Source organism: Nocardioides terrigena, assembly GCF_003047265.1.
GTDB lineage: Bacteria > Actinomycetota > Actinomycetes > Propionibacteriales > Nocardioidaceae > Nocardioides > Nocardioides terrigena.
In genome coordinates this window covers 438,693-457,451 of record NZ_PZYY01000001.1, presented here as the reverse complement: position 1 = coordinate 457,451, position 18,759 = coordinate 438,693, and the positions used below count along the sequence as shown (strand labels likewise).

Genomic DNA, 18,759 nt, shown 5'->3' with positions numbered 1-18,759 from the left:
GGTGGCCCGGACATGCAGCGACCCGCAGGCCTGCTGCCCCTGCCGGACTTGTTCGGTCGGAGGGGCCCCGGGGGATGACGTCCGGGGGCCTGCGGGTCGGGTGGCTGCGATGGATTCGCCGGCAGCTCGTCGGCGACTAGGGCTGGTGCTGCCTAGCGGGCAGCCACCTCACTCATCCGAAAAGACTTCATTCTTCGGACCACCTCCTTTCCGTGTGCCACCACCGTAGGTCGCGATCCAGCGGCGGCCAAGGGGTTTTCGTCCACGTTCTCGCGACGGTCCTCGCGACCCGGTCAGGCCGCCTCGAACTGCGACCGGTAGAGCGCGGCGTACTCACCGTCGCGCTCCAGCAGCTCGTCGTGGTCGCCCTGCTCGACGATGTCCCCGTCACGCATCACCAGGATCAGGTCGGCGTCGCGGATCGTGGAGAGCCGGTGCGCGATGACGAACGACGTCCGGTCGGTGCGCAGGGCGGCCATCGCGTGCTGCAGCAGCAGCTCGGTGCGGGTGTCGACGGACGAGGTCGCCTCGTCGAGGATGAGCAGGTCCGGGGCCGCGAGGAAGGCCCGCGCGATCGTCACCAGCTGGCGCTCTCCGGCCGAGAGGTTGGATCCCTCCTCGTCGATGAGCGTGTCGTAGCCGTCGGGCAGCGAGTGCACGAAGCGGTCCACGAAGGTCGCCTCCGCGGCACGGTGGATCTCCTCCTCGGTGGCGTCGGGCCGGCCGTAGGCGATGTTGTCGCGGATGGTGCCCGCGAACAGCCAGGTGTCCTGGAGGACCATGCCGATCTGCTGCCGCAGGGCACTGCGGGGCATGGAGGTGATGTCGACGCCGTCGAGGGTGATCCGGCCGCCCGAGACCTCGTAGAAGCGCTCGATGAGGTTGACCAGCGTGGTCTTGCCGGCGCCGGTGGGACCGACGATGGCGACCGTCTGGCCCGGGTGCGCGACGAGCGAGAGGCCCCGGAGGAGGGGACGCTCGGGGTCGTAGGAGAAGGAGACGTCCTCGAAGCGCACCTCGCCGTGGCGGTCCGTGGCCGGCTCCCCGGCGGCGTCGGGCTCCTGCTCCTCGGCGTCGAGCAGCTCGAAGACCCGCTCGGCGGACGCGACGCCCGACTGGAGCAGGTTGACCATGGAGGCGACCTGGGTCAGCGGCTGGGTGAACTGGCGGGAGTACTGGATGAAGGCCTGCACCTCGCCCAGCGACATGGTGCCGCTGGCGACCCGCAGGCCGCCGAGGACCGCGATGACGACGTAGTTGAGGTTGCCGACGAACATCATGATCGGCATGATCAGGCCGCTCACGAACTGGGCGCCGAACGACGCCTTCCACAGCTCGTCGTTCTCCTCGGCGAAGACCCGCTCGGCCTCCTCCTGGCGGCCGAAGACCTTGACCAGCGCGTGCCCCGAGAAGGTCTCCTCGATGTGGCTGTTGAGCCGGCCGGTACGACGCCACTGCTGGACGAACATCCCCTGCGAGCGCTTCATCACCGCGCCCGTCACCAGCATCGAGACCGGCACCGAGACGAGGGCAACGAGGGCGAGCACCGGCGAGATCCAGAACATCATCCCGAGCACCGCGACCACCGTGAGCAGCGAGGTGAGCAGCTGGCTCAGGGTCTGCTGCAGGGTGGTGCTGACGTTGTCGATGTCGTTGGACACGCGGCTCAGCAGCTCACCGCGCGGCTGGCGGTCGATGTAGGCCAGCGGCAGCCGGTGCACCTTGTCCTCGACGTCGGAGCGCATCCGGCGCACCGTGCCCTGGACGACATCGTTGAGGATCCAGCCGGCCAGCCAGCCGAGGGCGGCCGCGCCGACGTAGATCGCGAGCACGAGGAGCAGCACCTCCCCCACGGCGGTGAAGTCGACGCCCTGGCCGGGCACCACGTCCATGCCGCTGACCATGTCGGCGACCTGGTCGTCACCGCGCTGGCGGAGCAGGTCGACGGCCTGGTCCTTGGACAGCCCGTCGGGCAGCCGGCCGCCGATCACGCCCGCGAAGATGAGGTCGGTGGCCCGACCCAGCACCCGCGGGCCGACCGCCGTCGCGAAGACGCTGACGACGGTGAGCGCGATGACGGCCAGCGTCCTGGTGCGGTAGGGCGCCATCCGCCGGACGAGGCGCCGGGCCGACGGCCCGAAGGCGCTGGCCTTCTGGGCGACCACGATGCCGGCACCCATCGGCCCGCGACCGGGCCCGCCGGGGCCGGCCTCGATGCGCTCGGTCTCCTTGAGCGTGCCGGGCTTCTGCGCGGCCTCGGCGCCGCTCTTCTCGCTCGTGCTCATGCGACCTCACCCACCGTCAGCTGCGACTCGACGATCTCGCGGTAGGTGCCGCAGGTCGCGAGCAGCTCGTCGTGCGTGCCGCGACCGACGACCCCTCCGTCCTCGAGCACGACGATGAGGTCCGCGTCGCGGATGGTGGAGACCCGTTGCGCCACGATCACCACCGTGCTGTCGCGGGTCACCGGCGCGAGCGCGGCCCGCAGCCGGGCGTCGGTCGTCAGGTCGAGGGCGGAGAACGAGTCGTCGAAGAGGTAGATCTCCGGTCGGCGGATCACCGCACGGGCGATGGCCAGGCGTTGTCGCTGGCCGCCGGAGAAGTTGCTGCCGCCCTGGGAGACGCTCGCCTCGAGCCCGTCGGGCATCGCGGCGACGAAGTCGCGCGCCTGGGCGATCTCGAGGGCGTTCCACATCTCCTCCTCGGTGGCGTCGGTCCTGCCGTGGCGCAGGTTGTCCGCGACGGTGCCGGAGAAGAGGAACGCCTTCTGCGGGACGAGGCCGAGCCGCGACCAGAGCAGCTGCGGGGACAGGTCGCGGACGTCGATCCCGTCGACGCGCACGGAGCCGGAGGTGGCGTCGAAGAGACGCGGGACCAGGTTGAGCAGGGTGGACTTGCCTGCGCCGGTGGAGCCGATGATGGCGACCGTCTGTCCGGGACGGGCGCTGAGGTCGACGCCGCGCAGCACGGGCGACTCGGCGCCGGGATAGGCGAAGGTCACGCCGTCGAGGACGAGGGTGCCGTGCTCGGTGACCTCGGTGACCGGGTCGGCGGGGGGCACCACGCTGCTCTCGGTGTCGAGCACCTCGACGATGCGGTCCGCGCACACGGCCGCGCGCGGGATCATCATCATCATGAAGGTCCCCATCATCACGCTCATGATGATCTGCATGAGGTAGGTGAGGTAGGCCGTCAGCGCGCCCACCTCCATCGCCCCGGACTCCACCCGGTGGCCGCCGAACCACAGCACGGCGACCGAGGCGACGTTGGCCACGAGCATCACCACGGGGAACATGCCGGCCTGCCAGCGACCGGCCCGGATCGCGACCACGGTCAGCTCGTCGTTGGCCTGCGCGAAGCGCCGGGTCTCGTGCTCCTCGCGGACGAACGCCCGGACCACCCGGACGCCGGTCACCTGCTCGCGGAGCACCCGGTTGACCTCGTCGATGCGCACCTGCATCACCCGGAAGCTGGGCACCATCTGCCGCACGATCAGCCCGACGGACAGGGCGAGCACGGGCACCACGACCACGATGAGCCACGACAGCCCGACGTCCTCGCGCATCGCCATGACGACGGCGCCGACCATCATGATCGGCGCGGAGACGAACATCGTGAAGCCCATCAGGACCAGCATCTGCACCTGCTGGACGTCGTTGGTCTCGCGGGTGATCAGCGACGGGGCGCCGAAGTGCTGCACCTCGCGGGCCGAGAAGGTGCCGACGCGCTGGAAGATCGCCGCCCGGATGTCGCGGCCGAAGGACATCGCGGTCCGCGCGGCGAACCACACCGCGGCGACCGCGCACAGCGCCTGGACGATCGAGACGGCGAGCATCACCGTGCCGCGCTCGACGATGTAGGCGTTGTCGCCGAGCACGACCCCCTGGTCGATGATCTGCGCGTTGAGGCTGGGCAGGTAGAGCATCGCCAAGGTCCCGAGGAACTGGAGCGCGACGATGGCGGCGATCGGGCGCTTGTACGGCGCGAGGTGGGTGCGGATGAGCCGGAGGAGCATCAGTCGCCCTTCGTGAGCAGGCCGTCGAGGACGGTGGAGACGATCTCCTCGGCGGTCAGGATCCGGCCGTCGGAGAGGTGGGGGTGGCTGCCGGAGAAGGTCAGCAGCCGCGTGACGTGGACGAGCTGCGCCACCGGGACGCGGACCTCGTCGGCGTGCGGGGCGAGCAGGTCGGCCATCACCCGGGCCGCCTCCTCGCGGGGGTGGTGCTCGTGGCTGCGCCCCTTCGGCGGACCGACCATGCCCACCGCCGTCATCAGCGTGAAGATCCCGCGGAAGCGGCTCTGGAGCAGCGTCACCATCTCGGTGACCAGGGCCCGCAGCGGCTGGTCCGGGTCGATGCGGCGCAGGTCCTCGAGGAAGGGCCCTATCTCGAAGGCGTGGTCGAGGGTCGCCTGGACGAGGTCGTCCTTGGACTCGAAGACCCGGAAGATCGTGCCCTCCGCGACACCGGCCGCCTCGGCGATCTGGCGGGTCGTGACGGTCCGGCCGTGCTCGAGGAGCAGGGGCAGGGTGACGTCGACGAGGGCGCGGCGGCGGTCGTCGGCGGACATGGCGGTGGCACGGGTTCGCACCGCGTCAGCCTAGGTGAGTGAGCGCTCACTCACAAGGCGTCGCCCCCCGCCGTCACGGGGCGAGGCGCTCGACGGACCACCCGTCGCCCGCACGCCGGTAGACCAGCCGGTCGTGCATCCGGCTGGCGCGGCCCTGCCAGAACTCGACCATGTCGTGGCGCACCCGGTAGCCGCCCCAGTGGTCCGGCAGGTCCACCTCGTCGGGGAAGCGCTCCTCGACCCGGGCGTAGTCCGCGGCGAGCGCGGCCCGGCTCGGCACCACCGACGACTGTCGCGACGCCCAGGCACCGAGCTGCGCGCCGCGCGGGCGGGAGCGGAAGTAGGCCGCCACCTCGTCGCGCGGCAGCGGGGTCGCCGTGCCCTCGATGCGGACCTGGCGCTCGACCGGGTGCCACGGCAGGAGCAGCGCGCAGCGCGGGTTGGCGGCGAGCTCGTCGCCCTTGCGCGAGGTGTGGTTGGTGAAGAAGACGAACCCCGCGGCGTCGACGCCCTTGAGCAGCACCATCCGCGACGACGGGACGCCGTCGGGCGTGGCCGTCGAGAGGACCATGGCGTTGGGCTCGTGCATCCCCGCCTCGACCGCGTCCCGGAGCCACCGGGCGAACATGTCGACCGGGTCGGGCTCGAGGTCGGGGAGGTCGAGGCCGCCGCGGGAGTACTCCTCGCGCAGGGCGGCCAGGTCGACGGGATGGTCCATGACTCCCGACACTAGACCGGAGGTGCACAATGAGTCGCCCGCCGTCGCGGGCCCCCATCTCAGGGCCGACCACCACAGGCCCCGACGCAGAGGAGCGCACACCCCATGACGCAGGTGCACCACGGACTCGAGGGAGTCGTCGCATTCGAGACCGAGATCGCGGAGCCCGACAAGGAGGGGTCGGCGCTGCGCTACCGCGGCGTCGACATCGAGGAGATCGTCGGCCGGGTCCCGTTCGAGAACATCTGGGGCCTGCTCATCGACGGCTCCTACACGCCCGGTCTCCCCGCCGCCGAGCCCTTCAACCTGCCGGTCCACACCGGTGACGTCCGCGTCGACGTCCAGGCCGCGGTCGCGATGCTCGCCCCCGCGTTCGGCTTCGGCCAGACCTACGACATCAGCGACGAGCAGGCCCGCGCGGACCTCGCCCGCGTCGCGGTCATGGTCCTGTCGTACGCCGCCCAGTCCGCGCGCGGCCTGCACCTGCCGGTCGTCTCGCAGAAGGACGTCGACCAGGGGCACACGCTCGCCGAGCGCTTCCTGATCCGCTGGAAGGGCGAGGCCGACCCCAAGCACGTCAAGGCCATCGACGCCTACTGGTCCTCGGCCGCCGAGCACGGCATGAACGCCTCGACCTTCACCGCCCGCGTCATCACCTCGACCGGGGCCGACGTCGCGGCCGCCTTCTCCGGGGCCATCGGCGCCATGAGCGGTCCGCTGCACGGCGGCGCGCCCTCGCGGGTGCTCGGCATGATCGAGGAGGTCGAGAAGCGCGACGGCGACGCCGCGTCGTACGTCAAGGAGCTGCTCGACAACGGCGAGCGCCTGATGGGCTTCGGCCACCGCGTCTACCGCGCCGAGGACCCGCGGGCCCGCGTGCTGCGCCGCACCGCCAAGGAGCTCGACGCCCCCCGCTACGCGGTCGCCGAGGCGCTCGAGCAGGCCGCGCTCGCCGAGCTGCGCGAGCGTCGCCCCGACCGCGTCCTGGAGACCAACGTGGAGTTCTGGGCGGCGATCGTCCTCGACTTCGCCGAGGTCCCGGCCCGGATGTTCACCTCGATGTTCACCTGCGCCCGCACGGGCGGCTGGTCGGCGCACATCCTGGAGCAGAAGCGCACCGGCCGGCTGATCCGTCCGTCGGCGATCTACACCGGCCCGTCCTCGCGCCCGGCCTCGGACGTCGAGGGCTGGCAGGACGGCTGGGGCGCCTGAGGCCCCAGGCCTGAGCCCGACACCTCGGACCACGCGTCAGACGACGGGCACCGCGAACGCCTGCTCGACGTACCAGCTCGTGCGACCCTTCGCGCCGGCCCTGCTCAGTGAGATGTGCATGTGGTCGCGGTGGCGCAGGGTCACCGAGCAGGTGCGTCGGGTGCGGCAGCCGGAGCTGAGGTACTTCTTCGGCTCGAAGCCGTCCCAGGCGGCGTACATCCGGTCGTTCCAGATGACGTACATGATGCCCATCCGGCGCGCGAGGGCGTCGGTGTCACCGAGCTCGTCGTCGGCGAACGCCTCGACGAGGAACGCGTCGGCGACGGCACGGTCGTCGGCGTCCTTCGCGTCGAGCATCCAGTCGAAGGCCCGGCCGTCCTTGTGCTCGGACTGCCCGCCGCTCCCGCACGAGCGCAGCGTCCCGCCGTACACGCCGCCGCGGGCGACCAGCCACCGGCCGAGCGCCACGGTCCCGGGCTTGTCCTTGCGGGCGCAGGTCCGCTGCGGCTGGTACGGCGCGTAGGACTCCACCGGCAGTGCGTAGCGCTGCGACGTCGAGGTCGCCTGCGAGGGCACCGCGAGCAGGCAGGCGGAGATGGCCAGGGCGAGCACCGTCATCAGTCCCCTGCGCATGTCCCCTCCTCGTCGCCCGTCCGACACGGGACGAGGCTAGGTGCGCCGGGAGGGACGCGTGGGGCGAACGGGGAAAGAAGTGCCTACTGTCCGGCGTGTCGGCTGGACAAGCCCGGCGCGTCCCGGAGCGACTTGCCGAAGCAGCGACTCAGGGGCGAGTCGCGGTAGTAGCCGAAGCCGGCGATCCGCCGGTAGCCCGCGGAGGAGTACAGCTCGATGGCCTCGGGCTGCTTCTCCCCCGTCTCGAGCACGACGGCCTCCAGGCCGGCCGCGTGCGCGGTGACCTCGAGGTGGGCGAGCATCCGGCGGGCCAGTCCGAGCCCCCGGGCGGTGGGTGCGACGTACATCCGCTTGACCTCGGCGGTGAGCCGGGTGCCGTCGACCAGCACGTCCGTACGACGCCGCCAGGCGCCCGAGACCACGGGCACCGCGCCGAGCCGGCCGACGAAGAACATGCCCGTCGGGTCCTCGAACTCGCTCGCGTCGATCGGAGACTCGTCGCGACCGCCGTAGCGCGCGACGTACTCCTCCTGCACCTGCTCGACGAGGAGGACCGCGTCCGGCGCGGTGATGGGAAGACGCTCGATCACCAGTCCCGCGGCCGCCCCGACAGGTGGACCCGCTGCCACGCCGGGGCCGTCGGATGAGAGGCTGTGCACGCTGACAGCGTAGTCAGGGACCTCTCACCACTGACTCCCGGAAGGCTCCTTCCCGTGAACGACGCGATCCAGATCCCCACCGACCTCCTGCCCGCCGACGGCCGTTTCGGTGCCGGCCCGTCGAAGATCCAGACCAGCCACCTCGACGCGCTGGCCGCGACCGGCAGCACGCTGATGGGCACCTCGCACCGCCAGGCGCCGGTGAAGAACACCGTCGGCCGCGTGCGCGAGGGCCTCGCGTCCCTCTTCGACCTCCCCGAGGGCTACGAGGTCGTGCTCGGCAACGGCGGCGCGACGGCGTTCTGGGACATCGCGACCCACGGCCTGATCCGGCGCAAGAGCCAGCACCTGAGCTTCGGCGAGTTCTCCTCCAAGTTCGCCAAGGCCGCCCAGCAGGCGCCGTGGCTCGACGACCCGACCGTGATCACCAGCGACCCGGGCTCGCGTCCCGAGGCGGTCGCCGAGGAGGGCGTCGACGCCTACGCGTGGGCCCACAACGAGACCTCCACCGCGGTCATGGCCCCGGTCGTGCGGCCCGTCGACGACGACTCGATCGTGCTCGTGGACGCCACGTCCGGCGCGGGCGGCCTGCCCGTCGACCTCGCCGAGGTGGACACCTACTACTTCGCCCCGCAGAAGTGCTTCGCCTCCGACGGCGGGCTGTGGATCGCCCTGATGTCGCCGAAGGCGCTCGAGCGCGCCGCCGAGATCGCGGCGAGCGACCGGCACGTCCCGGCGTTCTTCGACCTGCCGACCGCCATCGACAACTCGGCCAAGAACCAGACCTACAACACCCCGTCGGTCGCCACCCTCTTCCTGATGGCCGAGCAGCTGGACTGGATGAACTCCCAGGGCGGCCTCGCCGGCATGGTCGAGCGGACCACGGCCAGCTCCGACGCGCTCTACGGCTGGGCCGAGCGGACGTCGTACACGACGCCGTACGTCACCGACCCGAGCCACCGCTCGCTGGTGATCGGCACGGTCGACTTCGACGACGCCATCGACGCCGCGGCGATCGCCAAGGTCCTGCGGGCCAACGGCATCGTGGACACCGAGCCCTACCGCAAGCTGGGCCGCAACCAGCTCCGCATCGCGATGTACCCCGCGGTCGACCCGGGCGACGTCGAGAAGCTCACCGCCTGCATCGACCACGTGGTCGAGCGCCTCTGACCCGGACGTCCGAGTGGCGGCCGCGACCTCGTCGCGGCCGCCTCAGGCGTCCTTGAGCAGGCGCAGCACGGCGCGCTCGAGAGCAGCCTGGCGCGCGTCGGCGGTGTCGTACGACGACCGCACCCGGATCGTCTTCCCGTGCTCGTAGGCCTCGACCACCCGCGGGTCGACGTACGCCGTCCGGGCCAGCGTGGGGGTGTTGCCGAGGAACTCGGAGACCTCCTTCATCGTCGCGGCGACGGCCCGCTTGCGCGACGCCTTGGTCTCGCCCGGCTCGTCGGTGTCCGCCAGCGCGGCGGCCGCGATGACCGTGGCGTGCCAGGTGCGGAAGTCCTTGGCGGTGGCCTCGACGCCGGTCGCCTCGCGGACGTAGTCGTTGACCTGCCCGGAGTCGAGGCCGCGCCAGCGACGGCCGTCCTTCCAGGCGAGCAGCCGGTCGCCGCCGCCACGCCGGGCCCGCATCACGTCGAGGGCCTCGATGGTCGGCTCGTCGTCGATCTCGATGCAGTGCTCCACGCCGGACTTGCCGACGAAGCAGAAGGTCAGCTTGCCGCGACGCTTGGTCACGTGCTCGCGCAGCAGGGTGGTGAGGCCGAAGGAGCCGTTGGTGTCGGTGTAGACGTCGTTGCCGATCCGGAAGTAGCCGAGGTCGAGCAGCCGCACGGCGACCGCGCAGGCCCGCTCCTGGGTCATCCCCTCGGTGCCGAGGTCGGTGAGCACCCGCTCGCGGGCCTTGGACATCGCCTTGCCGAAGCCGATGATCCGGTCGAACTTCGCCGCGTCCCGGCTGGCGCGCCAGTGCGGGTGGTAGAGGTACTGACGCCGCCCGGCGTCGTCAGTACCGACCGCCTGGAGGTGGCCGTTGACGTACGGCGTGATCCACACGTCCTCCCACGCCGGCGGGATGACGAGCTCCTTGCAGCGCAGCACGTCCTCGGCTGCGAGGCGGTTCCCGTGCTGGTCGAGGTAGGTGAAGCCCTTGCCCGCACGTCTGCGGGTCCAGCCCGGCTGGTCGGGAGCGGTGCGGCGCAGGCGTGGCATGCGGTGAGGCTAGTGGGGCCTCAGGCTCCTCCACAGCACCCCCAGGGCCAGAACCCCGACCACTCCCCCGACCGCCCAGGGCCAGGCGTCCGCGTCCGGGGGCGTGAACACGTCCTGGGCGACGGTGCCACCGTCCGGGGACGGGCCGGGCGGCGACGACGAGGCCGACGACGACGTCGACGTCGGGGCGGTGGCGGCGGGGGTCGTCCCGGCCATCGCCCGCTCGATGCGCGGTGGGATCCCCACCGCGAGCACCTCCGAGCGCTGGCCCTCGCTGCTGATCAGCAGGCCCCCCTCCGGGGTGACCGCGATCCCCTCGCCCTGCTGCTGCGCGGGCAGGTCCCACGAGCCGAGCGACTCCAGGTCGGGGAAGGTGTAGACGGTGGCGCGCGAGTAGGTGCGGAGCACCACGTGGCGACCGTCGGGGAAGAACGCGCCGTCGGTGACCAGCCCGACGACCTGCCCGACGAGGCCGAGCTGGTTCGGCGCGTCGTCGGCCGGCTCCGGGGGCGCGGCGTAGACCTCGCCGGCGAAGACGCCCTTGGTCACGACGTGCAGGCGACCCGTCGTGGGGTGGACCAGCAGCGCCTCGGCGTCCCGGGCCCCGTCGGGGTAGACGAGGTCGAGGGTCTCCTCGTCGACCGTGCGGTCCCCGTCCCCGACCGGCACCCGGGTGACCCGGATGGAGTCCCGCGCGGCCGCGTTGTCGCCGATGTCGCCCACCCAGACCCGTCCGGGACCGGCCGGGGCGAGCGCCTCGACGTCGACCGGGCCGTCGGCCCAGTAGGTGACGCCCACGGTCTCGCCGGTGGTGCTGTCGACGGTGAACACCCGGCCGGTGTCCCCGGAGTCGTTGGTCGTCCAGGCCCGGTCGCCGGCGGCCACCAGCCCGCTGGACTCGACGACCTCCGGGTCCGCGAAGGTGAAGAGCACCCGGCCGTCGTCCGGCTCCGCGCCGGCGGCCAGCCCCATCGCGAAGGGCGCCGCGACCGCGGCCCCCGCCGCGACGGTGAGCACCCGGCGACGGAGGTCAGTCACGGGAGAGGCCCAGCAGCTCGTCGAGGTGCGGGTGCACTCCCCACGTGGCCACCAGGTCGTCGTACTCGCGTCGCAGGTTGCCCCCGGAGACGGCCTTGCCCGTCCGGGTGGCGCGCAGCAGGGTGTTGCGGGGCGTGTGCTCGCTCCCGACGAACTCGACCACGTCGACGCGGTAGCCGACCAGGCGCAGGATCGCCGCGCGCAGCCCGTCGGTGAGGGTGTCGGCGAAGCGCTCGCGCAGGATCCCGTGCCGGGTGAGCGCGGCGTACGGCGCGGGCGTGGGCGCCTTGCGCAGCTGCGCGGCGATGTCGTGGTGGCAGCAGGGGGCCGCCAGCACGAGGGCCGACTCCCACGCGACCGCCCGGGCCAGCGCGTCGTCGGTCGCGGTGTCGCAGGCGTGCAGGACGAGCACCACGTCGGGCGGCTGCGGCAGCACCGCGTCGCCGATGGTGCCGACGACGAAGTCGGCGTCGATGCCGAGCGTGGCGGCGACGGCGGTGTTGTGGTCGGCCGACTGCTGCTTGACGTCGACCCCGGTGACGCGGACCGGGAGGCCGCGCACCGCCGAGAGGTAGCGGTGGGCGGCGAAGGTCAGGTAGGCGTTGCCGCAGCCGAGGTCCACGACGCGCAGCGGGTCGTCCTCGGTCGGGGTGCGCAGCTGTCCCTTGGCCAGCGCGTCGCCGATCGCCGCGTCGAGCAGGCGCAGGAACTCCTCGACCTGGCGGTACTTCGCCTGCCGCGTGGGCTTGATCCGGCCCTGCGCGTCGGAGATGCCCAGGGCCCGGAGCACCGGGTCGTCCTCGGGCAGCAGGCGCTGCTTGGCCTTGTCGTGCCCTCGCTCCGCCTCGACGGGTGCGGCGCGGTCCTGGGTGTGGGTGACCGCCTCGAGCTTCTTGGTCGCCCGCACCTGGTGGGTCTGGGTGGTGGTGTCGACGTGCCAGCTGCCGAAGGGCTGGTCGAGCAGGTCGTCGACCGCGACCTTGGCCGCCTCGCCCGCGGCGACGTTGGTCGTGTGCGCCTGGGTGTCGTCGTACGACGTGACCTGGAGGTGGCGCCCGGCCTTGAGGTCGACGTAGCGCAGCTCCACACGACGCACAGGACGCCCCGCGACCTCCGGGACCCGGCCGCCGCGCTGGGCGCCGGACGCCACGGCGCGCACCAGCGACTCCGGGTCGAGCAGGTGCCCGCGCATCCGGGAGAGGGCCCGCAGGAGGGGTTCGGTGGCCATGGTCAGTCGCCCCGGCTCACAGGAACGACGCGACGAGGACGATCAGGAGCAGTGCCCCCAGCGCGACCGGGATGACGAGTCGACGCTGACGGGGGTTCATGCCCTCATCGTAGGGCGGTGGTTCACGCCCCACCCAAACGCGATGGCTCGAGCCGGAGGGCGTAGGTGACCACGTCGAGCACCGGCACCGCGCCCGACTCGACGTCGCGCACGGGGACCCACGCGACCGCGTCGGTGGTGCCACCGACCTCGACGACCCGCGCCTCGGCGTCGTCGGGCACGGTGGCCGCGAAGACCAGGTGGACGCCGTGGTAGTCCTCCCACCGGCCGCTCGGGGACGTCCCGGAGAAGTGCGCGTCGTGCACCCCGAGCAGGTCGCCGACCTCGCAGGCGACACCGCACTCCTCGGCGACCTCGCGGGCCAGGGCCGCGACCGGCGCCTCGCCGTGGTCGAGGCCGCCCCCGGGCAGCGTCCACGCGCCGGGGTGCGCGGCCCGCCCGGAGAGACGGGTGAGCAGCACCCGGTCGTCGCGCCGGAGCAGGGCGTACGCCGCGACCCGCTGCAGGCGGAACGGCCGGTGGTCGGCGAGCGCCTCGGTCACCGTGGCCACCACCGGCACTGCGCCCGACTCCACGGCCGACACCGGGTGCCAGGCTGCCTCGACGGTCGAGCCGCCCACCTCCACGACCCGCGGTGACGGGGCGTCGGCGGGCACCCACGCGTCGTACACGATCCGCAGGGCGTGGAAGTCGGTCAGCACCCCGTCGCGCGAGGCCCGCGGCAGGTGGGCGCTGTAGACGCGCGCCGAGTCCCCGACGACGGCCTCGAGGCCGGTCTCCTCGACGATCTCGCGCAGCAGCGCGTCACGCGGGTCCTCGCCGTGGTCGAGGCCGCCGCCCGGGAGCGTCCAGAGCTCCTGGCGGCTGATGCGTGGCGCGAGCCGGCACAGCAGGATCTCGGGGTCGGTTGCGGCGCCGCCGGCGGTGCTGGGTCCCGAGGAGGAGGCCGGGGTCCGCAGGATGACGGCGTACGCCGCCACGCGCTGTCGTCTGGGGAGAGAGGCCATGGCACCAACCTGCCATGAGCGGGGTCGTCTGCCGTAGCCTCACCCCGTGGCACCCGCGCAACGAGACCCATGGCTCGACAACACCAAGATGGTGCTCGTCACCCTCGTCGTGGTCGGCCACGCGATCGGTCTCGTCGAGGCGACCCAGGGCAGCCACTGGGTCTACGACTTCATCTACCTGTGGCACATCCCCGCGTTCGTCTTCGTGAGCGGCTACCTGTCGAAGTCGTTCGAGTGGGACCGGCGCCGGATGAAGAACCTGGTCTACACGCTGCTGGTGCCCTACCTGATCTTCGAGCCGGCGCTCTTCTACTACCGCCGGATCGTGGTCGACGAGAACGTCACCGGGCCACTGTGGATCGAGCCGCACTGGACGATGTGGTACCTCATCGTGCTGCTGATGTGGCGCCTCGTCACCCCGATCCTCAAGCTGCACTGGCTCTTCCTGCCGCTGTCCGTGATCGTCAGCCTGGCCGGCGGCCTCTGGGACACCGAGGCGCTGATGTTCCCGCGCTTCCTGGGGCTGCTGCCGTTCTTCGTGCTCGGCCTGCACCTCAAGCCGCGCCACCTCGCGCACCTCGACGACGTCTGGGTGCGGGTCGCCGCCGTGCCGATGCTCATCGGCATCGGGGTCATGGCGGTCTACACGGACACGTGGGCCGAGACCGCGCTGCTCTGGTACGACACGGGCTACAACGATCTCCCGATCGACAACGAGATCGCCTTCCAGACCCGCCTGACGGTGATGATGGTCGGCCTGCTCGGCGCCTTCGCCGCCATGTCGCTGGTACCGCGCCGCTCGCTCGGCTGGTTCACCACCATGGGCGGCGCCACGATGGTCATCTACCTCTTCCACGGCTTCGTGATCAAGACCTTCAAGGCGCTCGGCTGGCCCGAGTTCACCGCGTCCTACCCCTCGCTCGGCCTGGTGCTGACGATCCTCGGGGCGATCGCCCTCGCGCTGCTGCTGGCCAGCCCGCCCGTGCGCCGGGTGCTCGAGCCGTTCACCAACCCGCTGGGCTGGCTGGAGTCCCGGCGCCACCGCGCACACGGGTCGACCGCCCCGGCCGCAGCGCCTGCTGCTCCCGCTGCGGGCCCGGCCACGAAGGCCCCTACGGCAGGGGCAGCGGACCCCACGTCGGAGGCACCGCCGAGCGAGGCACCGAGTCCAGCTCCTCCGCCTCGCGTCGACTCGGAGCCGCTCCACCCAGGTGGGCCGGGTGCCACGTGGCCCGTTCCCCCGGTCGCTGCCGGTGGTGGGGCAGACCCTGCAGCCCCTCCAGCAGCGACGTCATCCGACGACCGAGGTCCCGCGTCCACTCCGTGAGGTCGTCCCCGGGCGCCACGGTGACGGGCTCCCCCAGCGCGACGTCTACCCGGCGCCCGCGGGCGAGGCTCGGTCGTGGCGGACGGCCGAGGTCGTCGGGCATCCCGACGCTCCAGATCCGCTGGCTGCCCCAGAGGGCCACCGGGAGCACCGGGGCTCCGGTCTCCCGAGCCAGGCTCGCGACGCCGCGCATCAGCGAGCGCACGGTGTAGGAGTACGAGACCCCGGCCTCCGGGAACACGCACACGGCCTCACCCTCGTGCAGCAGCCGCCTGGCCCTCAGGTAGGCCCCCGCGGGCGCCTCGCGATCGACGGGCACGTGCTTCATCCGGTCCATGGCGGCCCGCACGCCCGGGACGTCCCACACGTCGTGACGACACATGAAGCGGACGTAGCGCTCCCGCTCGATCGCGGCCTTCTCGAGGAAGAGGAAGTCGGGATAGCTGACGTGGGTCGCCGCCATCAGCACCGGCCCGCTCGTGGGGAGGTGCTCCGCGCCGGAGGTGTGCGTGTCGATCCCCAGCACCCGCAACGCCGCCCGGCCCAGGGCGTTGGTCATCCGGTAGCAGGCCTCGCTCATGCACCCTCTTCGTTCCGGACACCGGCCGCGGATCGGCCGGGCGGCAGGGTATCCCGGGCGGCCGCGCGTCGTGAGGCAGGTGTCAGGCGAACGGGGGCCGCGCGTCGCGGGCGATCGAGCGCCGCCCCGCCCAGCGCCACACCCGGGCGGCCCGGTCGCGGTCGTCGTCGTCGACGAGGTTGCCCATCCAGCGCAGCGCGAGCGTCATCAGCCAGTCCGACCGCATCCCGGCCGGGCCGAGCGCCGCGACGACCTGCGGCACGGTGGCGACGCCGGCCAGCCGGCGGGCGATCGAGAAGGCCTCGCCGTAGTGCTCGCGCAGGACTCCCGGCCAGACGGTGCCGAGGTGCTCCCCCGCGGCCATCGCCTCGGCCACGAACCGGCCGGTCTCGAGCCCGTAGTCGATGCCCTCGCCGTTGAGCGGGTTGACGCAGCCGGCGGCGTCGCCGATCAGCGCCCAGTTGTCCCCGGCGACGTGGGACACGGCACCGCCCATCGGCAGCAGCGCCGAGGTGGGCACCCGCAGCTCACCGGAGAGCCTGAACTCCTCGCGGCGCTGGTCGGCGTAGTAGGACATGAGCGGCTTGACGGCGATGTTGGCAGGTCGCTTCGCGGTGGCCAGGGTGCCGACGCCGATGTTCACCTCACCGGTGCCGAGCGGGAAGATCCAGCCGTAGCCGCTGAGGATCTCGCCGTCCTCGCCACGCAGCTCGAGGTGCGAGCTGATCCACGGGTCGTCGGACATCTCGGAGGCGACGTACGCCCGCCCGGCGACGCCGTAGACGGTGTCGCGGTGCCACTCGCGGCCCAGCAGCTTGCCCAGCGGCGAGCGGACCCCGTCGGCCACGACGAGCCGCTGGCAGGCGATCTCGAAGGTCTCCTCGCCGCGGCGGAACACGACGGCGGCGACCCGCGACCCCTCCATGCGTACGTCGACCGCGCGGACACCGTCGAGGGCCAGCGCGCCGCTCTTGATGGCGACGGTGCGCAGGTGGTCGTCGAGCTCGGTGCGGGCGACCGCGGACCCCCACGACGGCAGGCTGCTGCCCGGCTGCGAGGGCCACGGCAGCAGCAGGGTCTGGCCGAAGCCGTGCGCGCGGAGCCCGTGGTTGACGGTGTGGGCGCGGAGCCAGTCCTCGAGCCCGAGCCGCTGCAGCTCGCCGGTCGCGCGGGGGGTGAGGCCGTCGCCGCACGTCTTGTCGCGCGGGAAGACCTGCGCGTCCACGAGCACCGTGTCGAGCCCGGCCCGGGCACTCCAGGCGGCGGCCGCCGACCCGGCGGGTCCGGCGCCGACGACGAGGACGTCGGTGGCTGTGGGGGTGGTCACCCGGAGATTCTCCCCCGTGGCCCCAACGCCGGCGAAACCGCCGTCCCGGGGGCCTGTCCGACGATCCCCCAGCCCCGCCCTCTTGTGCCGCATGTTTGACACAAGTCGTCCGTCGGCGCCACACTTGTTTGTGCCAAGGGCTTGGCACAAACATCACCACCAGGGGGCACCATGTTCGTCGGCCTGTTCACCATGCTCATCCCCGTCCTCTGTGGCGCCGGCCTGGCGTGGGGCCTGTCCCGACGCCCCGTCGAGGTCCTCGACCAGGACGATCGCGACCTCGTGTGCCGCCTCCGCCGACGGGCGCAGGTGTCGCTGCTCGCGGGCACCCTGGCCGGCGCCGTCGCGGCGTACGCCGTGGCCTGGGGGGTGCCGGACGTGCTCCTCAGCGGCCTGGGGGTCGGTGCCGCGGTCGCCCCGCTGGTCGGGGCCAGCGTGCTGCTGCTGTGCCTGTGCGTCGCGGAGCTCACCACCCCGCACGTCCGGTCCTCCGTGCGGACCGCGTCCCTCGGCACCCGCCGTCTGGCCGACGTCCTGGACGCCCGGAGCCGGGTGGCGGCGATCTCCGGCGTCGGGCTCCTGACGACCCTGCTCCTGATCGGGTGGCTGATGGGCGACCCGGACGACCTCGGCCGGGCCGGGCGGACGCTGGCCACGCAGTGCGGCTCCCTCGCCCAGGCGCGCGGACCGTGGCCCGGCTCGTACTACGGCGCGCCGATGCTCCTCGCGCTCGTCGTCGTGGTCGTCACCGCGGTGGCGACCCTGGTGGCGATCACGCGCCGGGCCCGCACCAGCGCCGCCACGGTGGCGGGGGACGACGCCGTACGCCGCGCGGCCGGGCGCCGCGTGCTCCTGACCACCGCCGCCGTGACGCTGTTCTCCTCCGTCCCGGTCGGCGTGCTGATGGCCTCCGCCCTGCTGGCCCTCGACTGCCGGCCCGACTGGTACCCGGTCCTCGGCACCGTGCTCCTGGCGGTCTGCGCCCTGGCGGGGCTCGTCGGCGCCGCCTGCTTCGGCTCGGCAGTCGTGGGTCCCCGCATCGTCGTACGACACGACCGGGCGACCAGGACCTCGCGGTGACGGCCACCCTGCGGGTGGACCTCGACGACCCCACCCCGCCGTACGAGCAGCTGCGGCGCCAGCTCGTGGGCATGATCGCCGCGGGGGACCTCCGGGTCGGTGACCGGCTGCCTCCCCTGCGCCAGCTCGCCGGCGACCTGGGACTGGCGGTCGGGACGGTCGCGCGCAGCTACCGCGAGCTGGAGGCCGCCGGGCTCGTCACGTCCCGGCGGGGCGGTGGCACCCGGGTGGCCGCGACCCCGGCCCCGCCCGACGGGTCCGGCACCCTCGGCGAGGAGGCCCGCCACTTCGCGCACCGCGCCGCGAGCCTGGGCGTCGGCCTGGAGGACGCGGTGCGGGCGCTCCGCGACGCCTGGTCCTGACCGGCCGGTCCCGCGCGAGGATCACGCCCAGATGGCGGCCGGCCACCCGTCGGAGAACGTCTCGGGCACCTCCGGGTGCGACCGCGCCTCCCCGCGCGCCACCCGGGCGGCCGTCCACGCGACGACGCACGCGTCGAGCAGGTCGTCCTCCCCGACACCACGCCGCGGTCGCTCCGGCGGCTCGATGCCGGCGTCCCGCAGCGCCGTACGCCGCGCCTGCTGGCCCTCGGGACTCTTCTTGCCCTCGGCCACCGGCGCCCCCAGCAGCACCGCGAAGGACGTCTCGGGGTGCACCTCGACGACGCGCACGGGGACTCCACCCCGCACCCAGGAGTCGACCTCGAGGATCTTGTGCCGCAGTCCCCACGACTGCTGGCTGAAGCCCGTGCCGGTAGCGGCACGCTGCACGAGCTGCCCCTCGGCGTACGACGGCGCGGCGTACGCCTCCCGCACCAGCGTGCTGAAGACCGTCGACCGACGGCGACCGAGCAGGACGCGGACGAGACCCTCGGCTGCCCGGGGGCCGTCGTCGGGCAGGCCGATGGGCATGTCGATGCCGACGCACTCCAGCCCCGGCCCGGCCGCCTCGACCAGCTCGGCGATGGTCGGCGCGACGTACACGATCGGGACCGGGCCGCCCAGCCGGACGCCGACCCAGCCGCCCCGGCAGCCGTCGACCCCGAGCACCGCCGGCCACGTCATGCCGGCCAGCCTAGGTCGATGGACTCCGGGAAATGCACCGAGCCCC

General features: G+C 72.8%; 17 protein-coding genes and 1 pseudogene. 5 read left to right on the top strand and 13 right to left on the bottom strand.

Annotated elements, in window-relative coordinates:
• Positions 1 to 293 precede the first annotated feature (293 nt).
• The 4 genes from DAE25_RS02135 to pdxH are packed head-to-tail and all read right to left on the bottom strand — an operon-like array spanning position 294 to position 5,287.
• Positions 294 to 2,285 carry an ABC transporter ATP-binding protein gene (locus tag DAE25_RS02135; protein WP_107764574.1) on the bottom strand — a complete coding sequence of 664 codons (1,992 nt, stop codon included), beginning with the start codon at positions 2,283 to 2,285 and terminating at the stop codon, positions 294 to 296.
• Positions 2,282 to 4,015, bottom strand: a complete 1,734-nt coding sequence (locus tag DAE25_RS02130) for an ABC transporter ATP-binding protein (protein ID WP_107764573.1) — start codon at positions 4,013 to 4,015, stop codon at positions 2,282 to 2,284. The genes DAE25_RS02135 and DAE25_RS02130 overlap by 4 nt, the downstream gene beginning before the upstream one ends.
• Positions 4,015 to 4,590 carry a TetR/AcrR family transcriptional regulator gene (locus tag DAE25_RS02125; protein ID WP_234410795.1) on the bottom strand — a complete coding sequence of 192 codons (576 nt, stop codon included), beginning with the start codon at positions 4,588 to 4,590 and terminating at the stop codon, positions 4,015 to 4,017. The genes DAE25_RS02130 and DAE25_RS02125 overlap by 1 nt, the downstream gene beginning before the upstream one ends.
• A gap of 52 nt (positions 4,591 to 4,642) precedes the next feature.
• Entirely contained in the window at positions 4,643 to 5,287 is a 645-nt protein-coding gene (gene pdxH, locus DAE25_RS02120; protein WP_107764571.1) for a pyridoxamine 5'-phosphate oxidase, read from the bottom strand.
• A 105-nt stretch (positions 5,288 to 5,392) separates the two neighbouring features.
• On the opposite strand from pdxH, the gene DAE25_RS02115 reads away from it, so the two are divergent.
• Positions 5,393 to 6,499, top strand: a complete 1,107-nt coding sequence (locus tag DAE25_RS02115; RefSeq protein ID WP_107764570.1) for a citrate synthase 2 — start codon at positions 5,393 to 5,395, stop codon at positions 6,497 to 6,499.
• Between the two features lie 36 nt (positions 6,500 to 6,535).
• Here DAE25_RS02115 and DAE25_RS02110 read toward each other — a convergent pair whose 3' ends face one another.
• Both DAE25_RS02110 and DAE25_RS02105 read right to left on the bottom strand, forming a co-directional pair.
• Positions 6,536 to 7,132 carry a hypothetical protein gene (locus DAE25_RS02110; RefSeq protein ID WP_159083517.1) on the bottom strand — a complete coding sequence of 199 codons (597 nt, stop codon included), beginning with the start codon at positions 7,130 to 7,132 and terminating at the stop codon, positions 6,536 to 6,538.
• Between the two features lie 83 nt (positions 7,133 to 7,215).
• Positions 7,216 to 7,791, bottom strand: a complete 576-nt coding sequence (locus DAE25_RS02105) for a GNAT family N-acetyltransferase (RefSeq protein WP_234410794.1) — start codon at positions 7,789 to 7,791, stop codon at positions 7,216 to 7,218.
• A 54-nt stretch (positions 7,792 to 7,845) separates the two neighbouring features.
• On the opposite strand from DAE25_RS02105, the gene serC reads away from it, so the two are divergent.
• On the top strand, positions 7,846 to 8,961 hold the full coding sequence (gene serC / locus DAE25_RS02100) for a phosphoserine transaminase (protein ID WP_107764568.1): 1,116 nt from the start codon (positions 7,846 to 7,848) through the stop codon (positions 8,959 to 8,961).
• 42 nt (positions 8,962 to 9,003) lie between these two features.
• Here the strand turns inward: serC and DAE25_RS02095 are convergent, their stop codons facing one another.
• From DAE25_RS02095 to DAE25_RS02080, 4 genes are all read right to left on the bottom strand, one after another.
• The gene (locus DAE25_RS02095) at positions 9,004 to 10,002 is read right to left on the bottom strand and encodes a DNA topoisomerase IB (protein ID WP_107764567.1); all 999 of its coding nucleotides are present in this window, start codon (positions 10,000 to 10,002) and stop codon (positions 9,004 to 9,006) included.
• 9 nt (positions 10,003 to 10,011) lie between these two features.
• Positions 10,012 to 11,040 (bottom strand): hypothetical protein, encoded by a 1,029-nt coding sequence (locus tag DAE25_RS02090; protein ID WP_107764566.1) that lies wholly within the window; start codon positions 11,038 to 11,040, stop codon positions 10,012 to 10,014.
• Positions 11,033 to 12,268 carry a class I SAM-dependent methyltransferase gene (locus DAE25_RS02085; protein ID WP_107764565.1) on the bottom strand — a complete coding sequence of 412 codons (1,236 nt, stop codon included), beginning with the start codon at positions 12,266 to 12,268 and terminating at the stop codon, positions 11,033 to 11,035. Before DAE25_RS02085 ends, DAE25_RS02090 begins: the two co-directional genes overlap by 8 nt.
• Positions 12,269 to 12,390: 122 nt before the next feature.
• Positions 12,391 to 13,335, bottom strand: coding sequence for an NUDIX domain-containing protein (locus tag DAE25_RS02080; protein ID WP_107764564.1), 945 nt, complete (start codon positions 13,333 to 13,335; stop codon positions 12,391 to 12,393).
• A gap of 46 nt (positions 13,336 to 13,381) precedes the next feature.
• Between DAE25_RS02080 and DAE25_RS23690 the strand changes: the two are divergent.
• Positions 13,382 to 14,284: pseudogene (locus tag DAE25_RS23690) on the top strand (acyltransferase family protein); the annotation flags it as partial.
• Positions 14,285 to 14,447: 163 nt separating this feature from the next.
• Here DAE25_RS23690 and DAE25_RS23685 read toward each other — a convergent pair.
• Together DAE25_RS23685 and DAE25_RS02065 are read right to left on the bottom strand one after the other, a co-directional pair.
• Positions 14,448 to 15,242, bottom strand: a complete 795-nt coding sequence (locus DAE25_RS23685) for a lysophospholipid acyltransferase family protein (RefSeq protein WP_107764562.1) — start codon at positions 15,240 to 15,242, stop codon at positions 14,448 to 14,450.
• Positions 15,243 to 15,324: 82 nt separating this feature from the next.
• A complete protein-coding gene (locus DAE25_RS02065; protein WP_234410793.1) occupies positions 15,325 to 16,569 on the bottom strand; it encodes a geranylgeranyl reductase family protein in 1,245 nt (414 codons plus the stop codon).
• A gap of 171 nt (positions 16,570 to 16,740) precedes the next feature.
• Between DAE25_RS02065 and DAE25_RS02060 the strand changes: the two genes are divergently transcribed.
• Entirely contained in the window at positions 16,741 to 17,649 is a 909-nt protein-coding gene (locus DAE25_RS02060) for a hypothetical protein (RefSeq protein WP_107764560.1), read from the top strand.
• Positions 17,646 to 18,011: a GntR family transcriptional regulator gene (locus DAE25_RS02055; protein ID WP_107764559.1), complete on the top strand. Its 366-nt coding sequence runs from the start codon at positions 17,646 to 17,648 to the stop codon at positions 18,009 to 18,011. Before DAE25_RS02060 ends, DAE25_RS02055 begins: the two co-directional genes overlap by 4 nt.
• Before the next feature lie 21 nt (positions 18,012 to 18,032).
• Here DAE25_RS02055 and DAE25_RS02050 read toward each other — a convergent pair whose 3' ends face one another.
• Positions 18,033 to 18,713: a DUF429 domain-containing protein gene (locus DAE25_RS02050; RefSeq protein ID WP_107764558.1), complete on the bottom strand. Its 681-nt coding sequence runs from the start codon at positions 18,711 to 18,713 to the stop codon at positions 18,033 to 18,035.
• Positions 18,714 to 18,759 lie beyond the last annotated feature (46 nt).

What these genes read in the sequence shown, in the direction of transcription:
- DAE25_RS02095 (WP_107764567.1), bottom strand. Translation starts at nt 10,002, where the DNA reads ATGCCACGCCTGCGCCGCACCGCTCCCGACCAGCCGGGCTGGACCCGC.
- pdxH (WP_107764571.1), bottom strand. Translation starts at nt 5,287, where the DNA reads ATGGACCATCCCGTCGACCTGGCCGCCCTGCGCGAGGAGTACTCCCGC.
- DAE25_RS23685 (WP_107764562.1), bottom strand. Translation starts at nt 15,242, where the DNA reads ATGAGCGAGGCCTGCTACCGGATGACCAACGCCCTGGGCCGGGCGGCG.
- DAE25_RS02135 (WP_107764574.1), bottom strand. Translation starts at nt 2,285, where the DNA reads ATGAGCACGAGCGAGAAGAGCGGCGCCGAGGCCGCGCAGAAGCCCGGC.
- DAE25_RS02060 (WP_107764560.1), top strand. Translation starts at nt 16,741, where the DNA reads ATGTTCGTCGGCCTGTTCACCATGCTCATCCCCGTCCTCTGTGGCGCC.
- DAE25_RS02110 (WP_159083517.1), bottom strand. Translation starts at nt 7,132, where the DNA reads ATGCGCAGGGGACTGATGACGGTGCTCGCCCTGGCCATCTCCGCCTGC.
- DAE25_RS02080 (WP_107764564.1), bottom strand. Translation starts at nt 13,335, where the DNA reads ATGGCCTCTCTCCCCAGACGACAGCGCGTGGCGGCGTACGCCGTCATC.
- DAE25_RS02115 (WP_107764570.1), top strand. Translation starts at nt 5,393, where the DNA reads ATGACGCAGGTGCACCACGGACTCGAGGGAGTCGTCGCATTCGAGACC.
- DAE25_RS02050 (WP_107764558.1), bottom strand. Translation starts at nt 18,713, where the DNA reads ATGACGTGGCCGGCGGTGCTCGGGGTCGACGGCTGCCGGGGCGGCTGG.
- DAE25_RS02130 (WP_107764573.1), bottom strand. Translation starts at nt 4,015, where the DNA reads ATGCTCCTCCGGCTCATCCGCACCCACCTCGCGCCGTACAAGCGCCCG.
- DAE25_RS02085 (WP_107764565.1), bottom strand. Translation starts at nt 12,268, where the DNA reads ATGGCCACCGAACCCCTCCTGCGGGCCCTCTCCCGGATGCGCGGGCAC.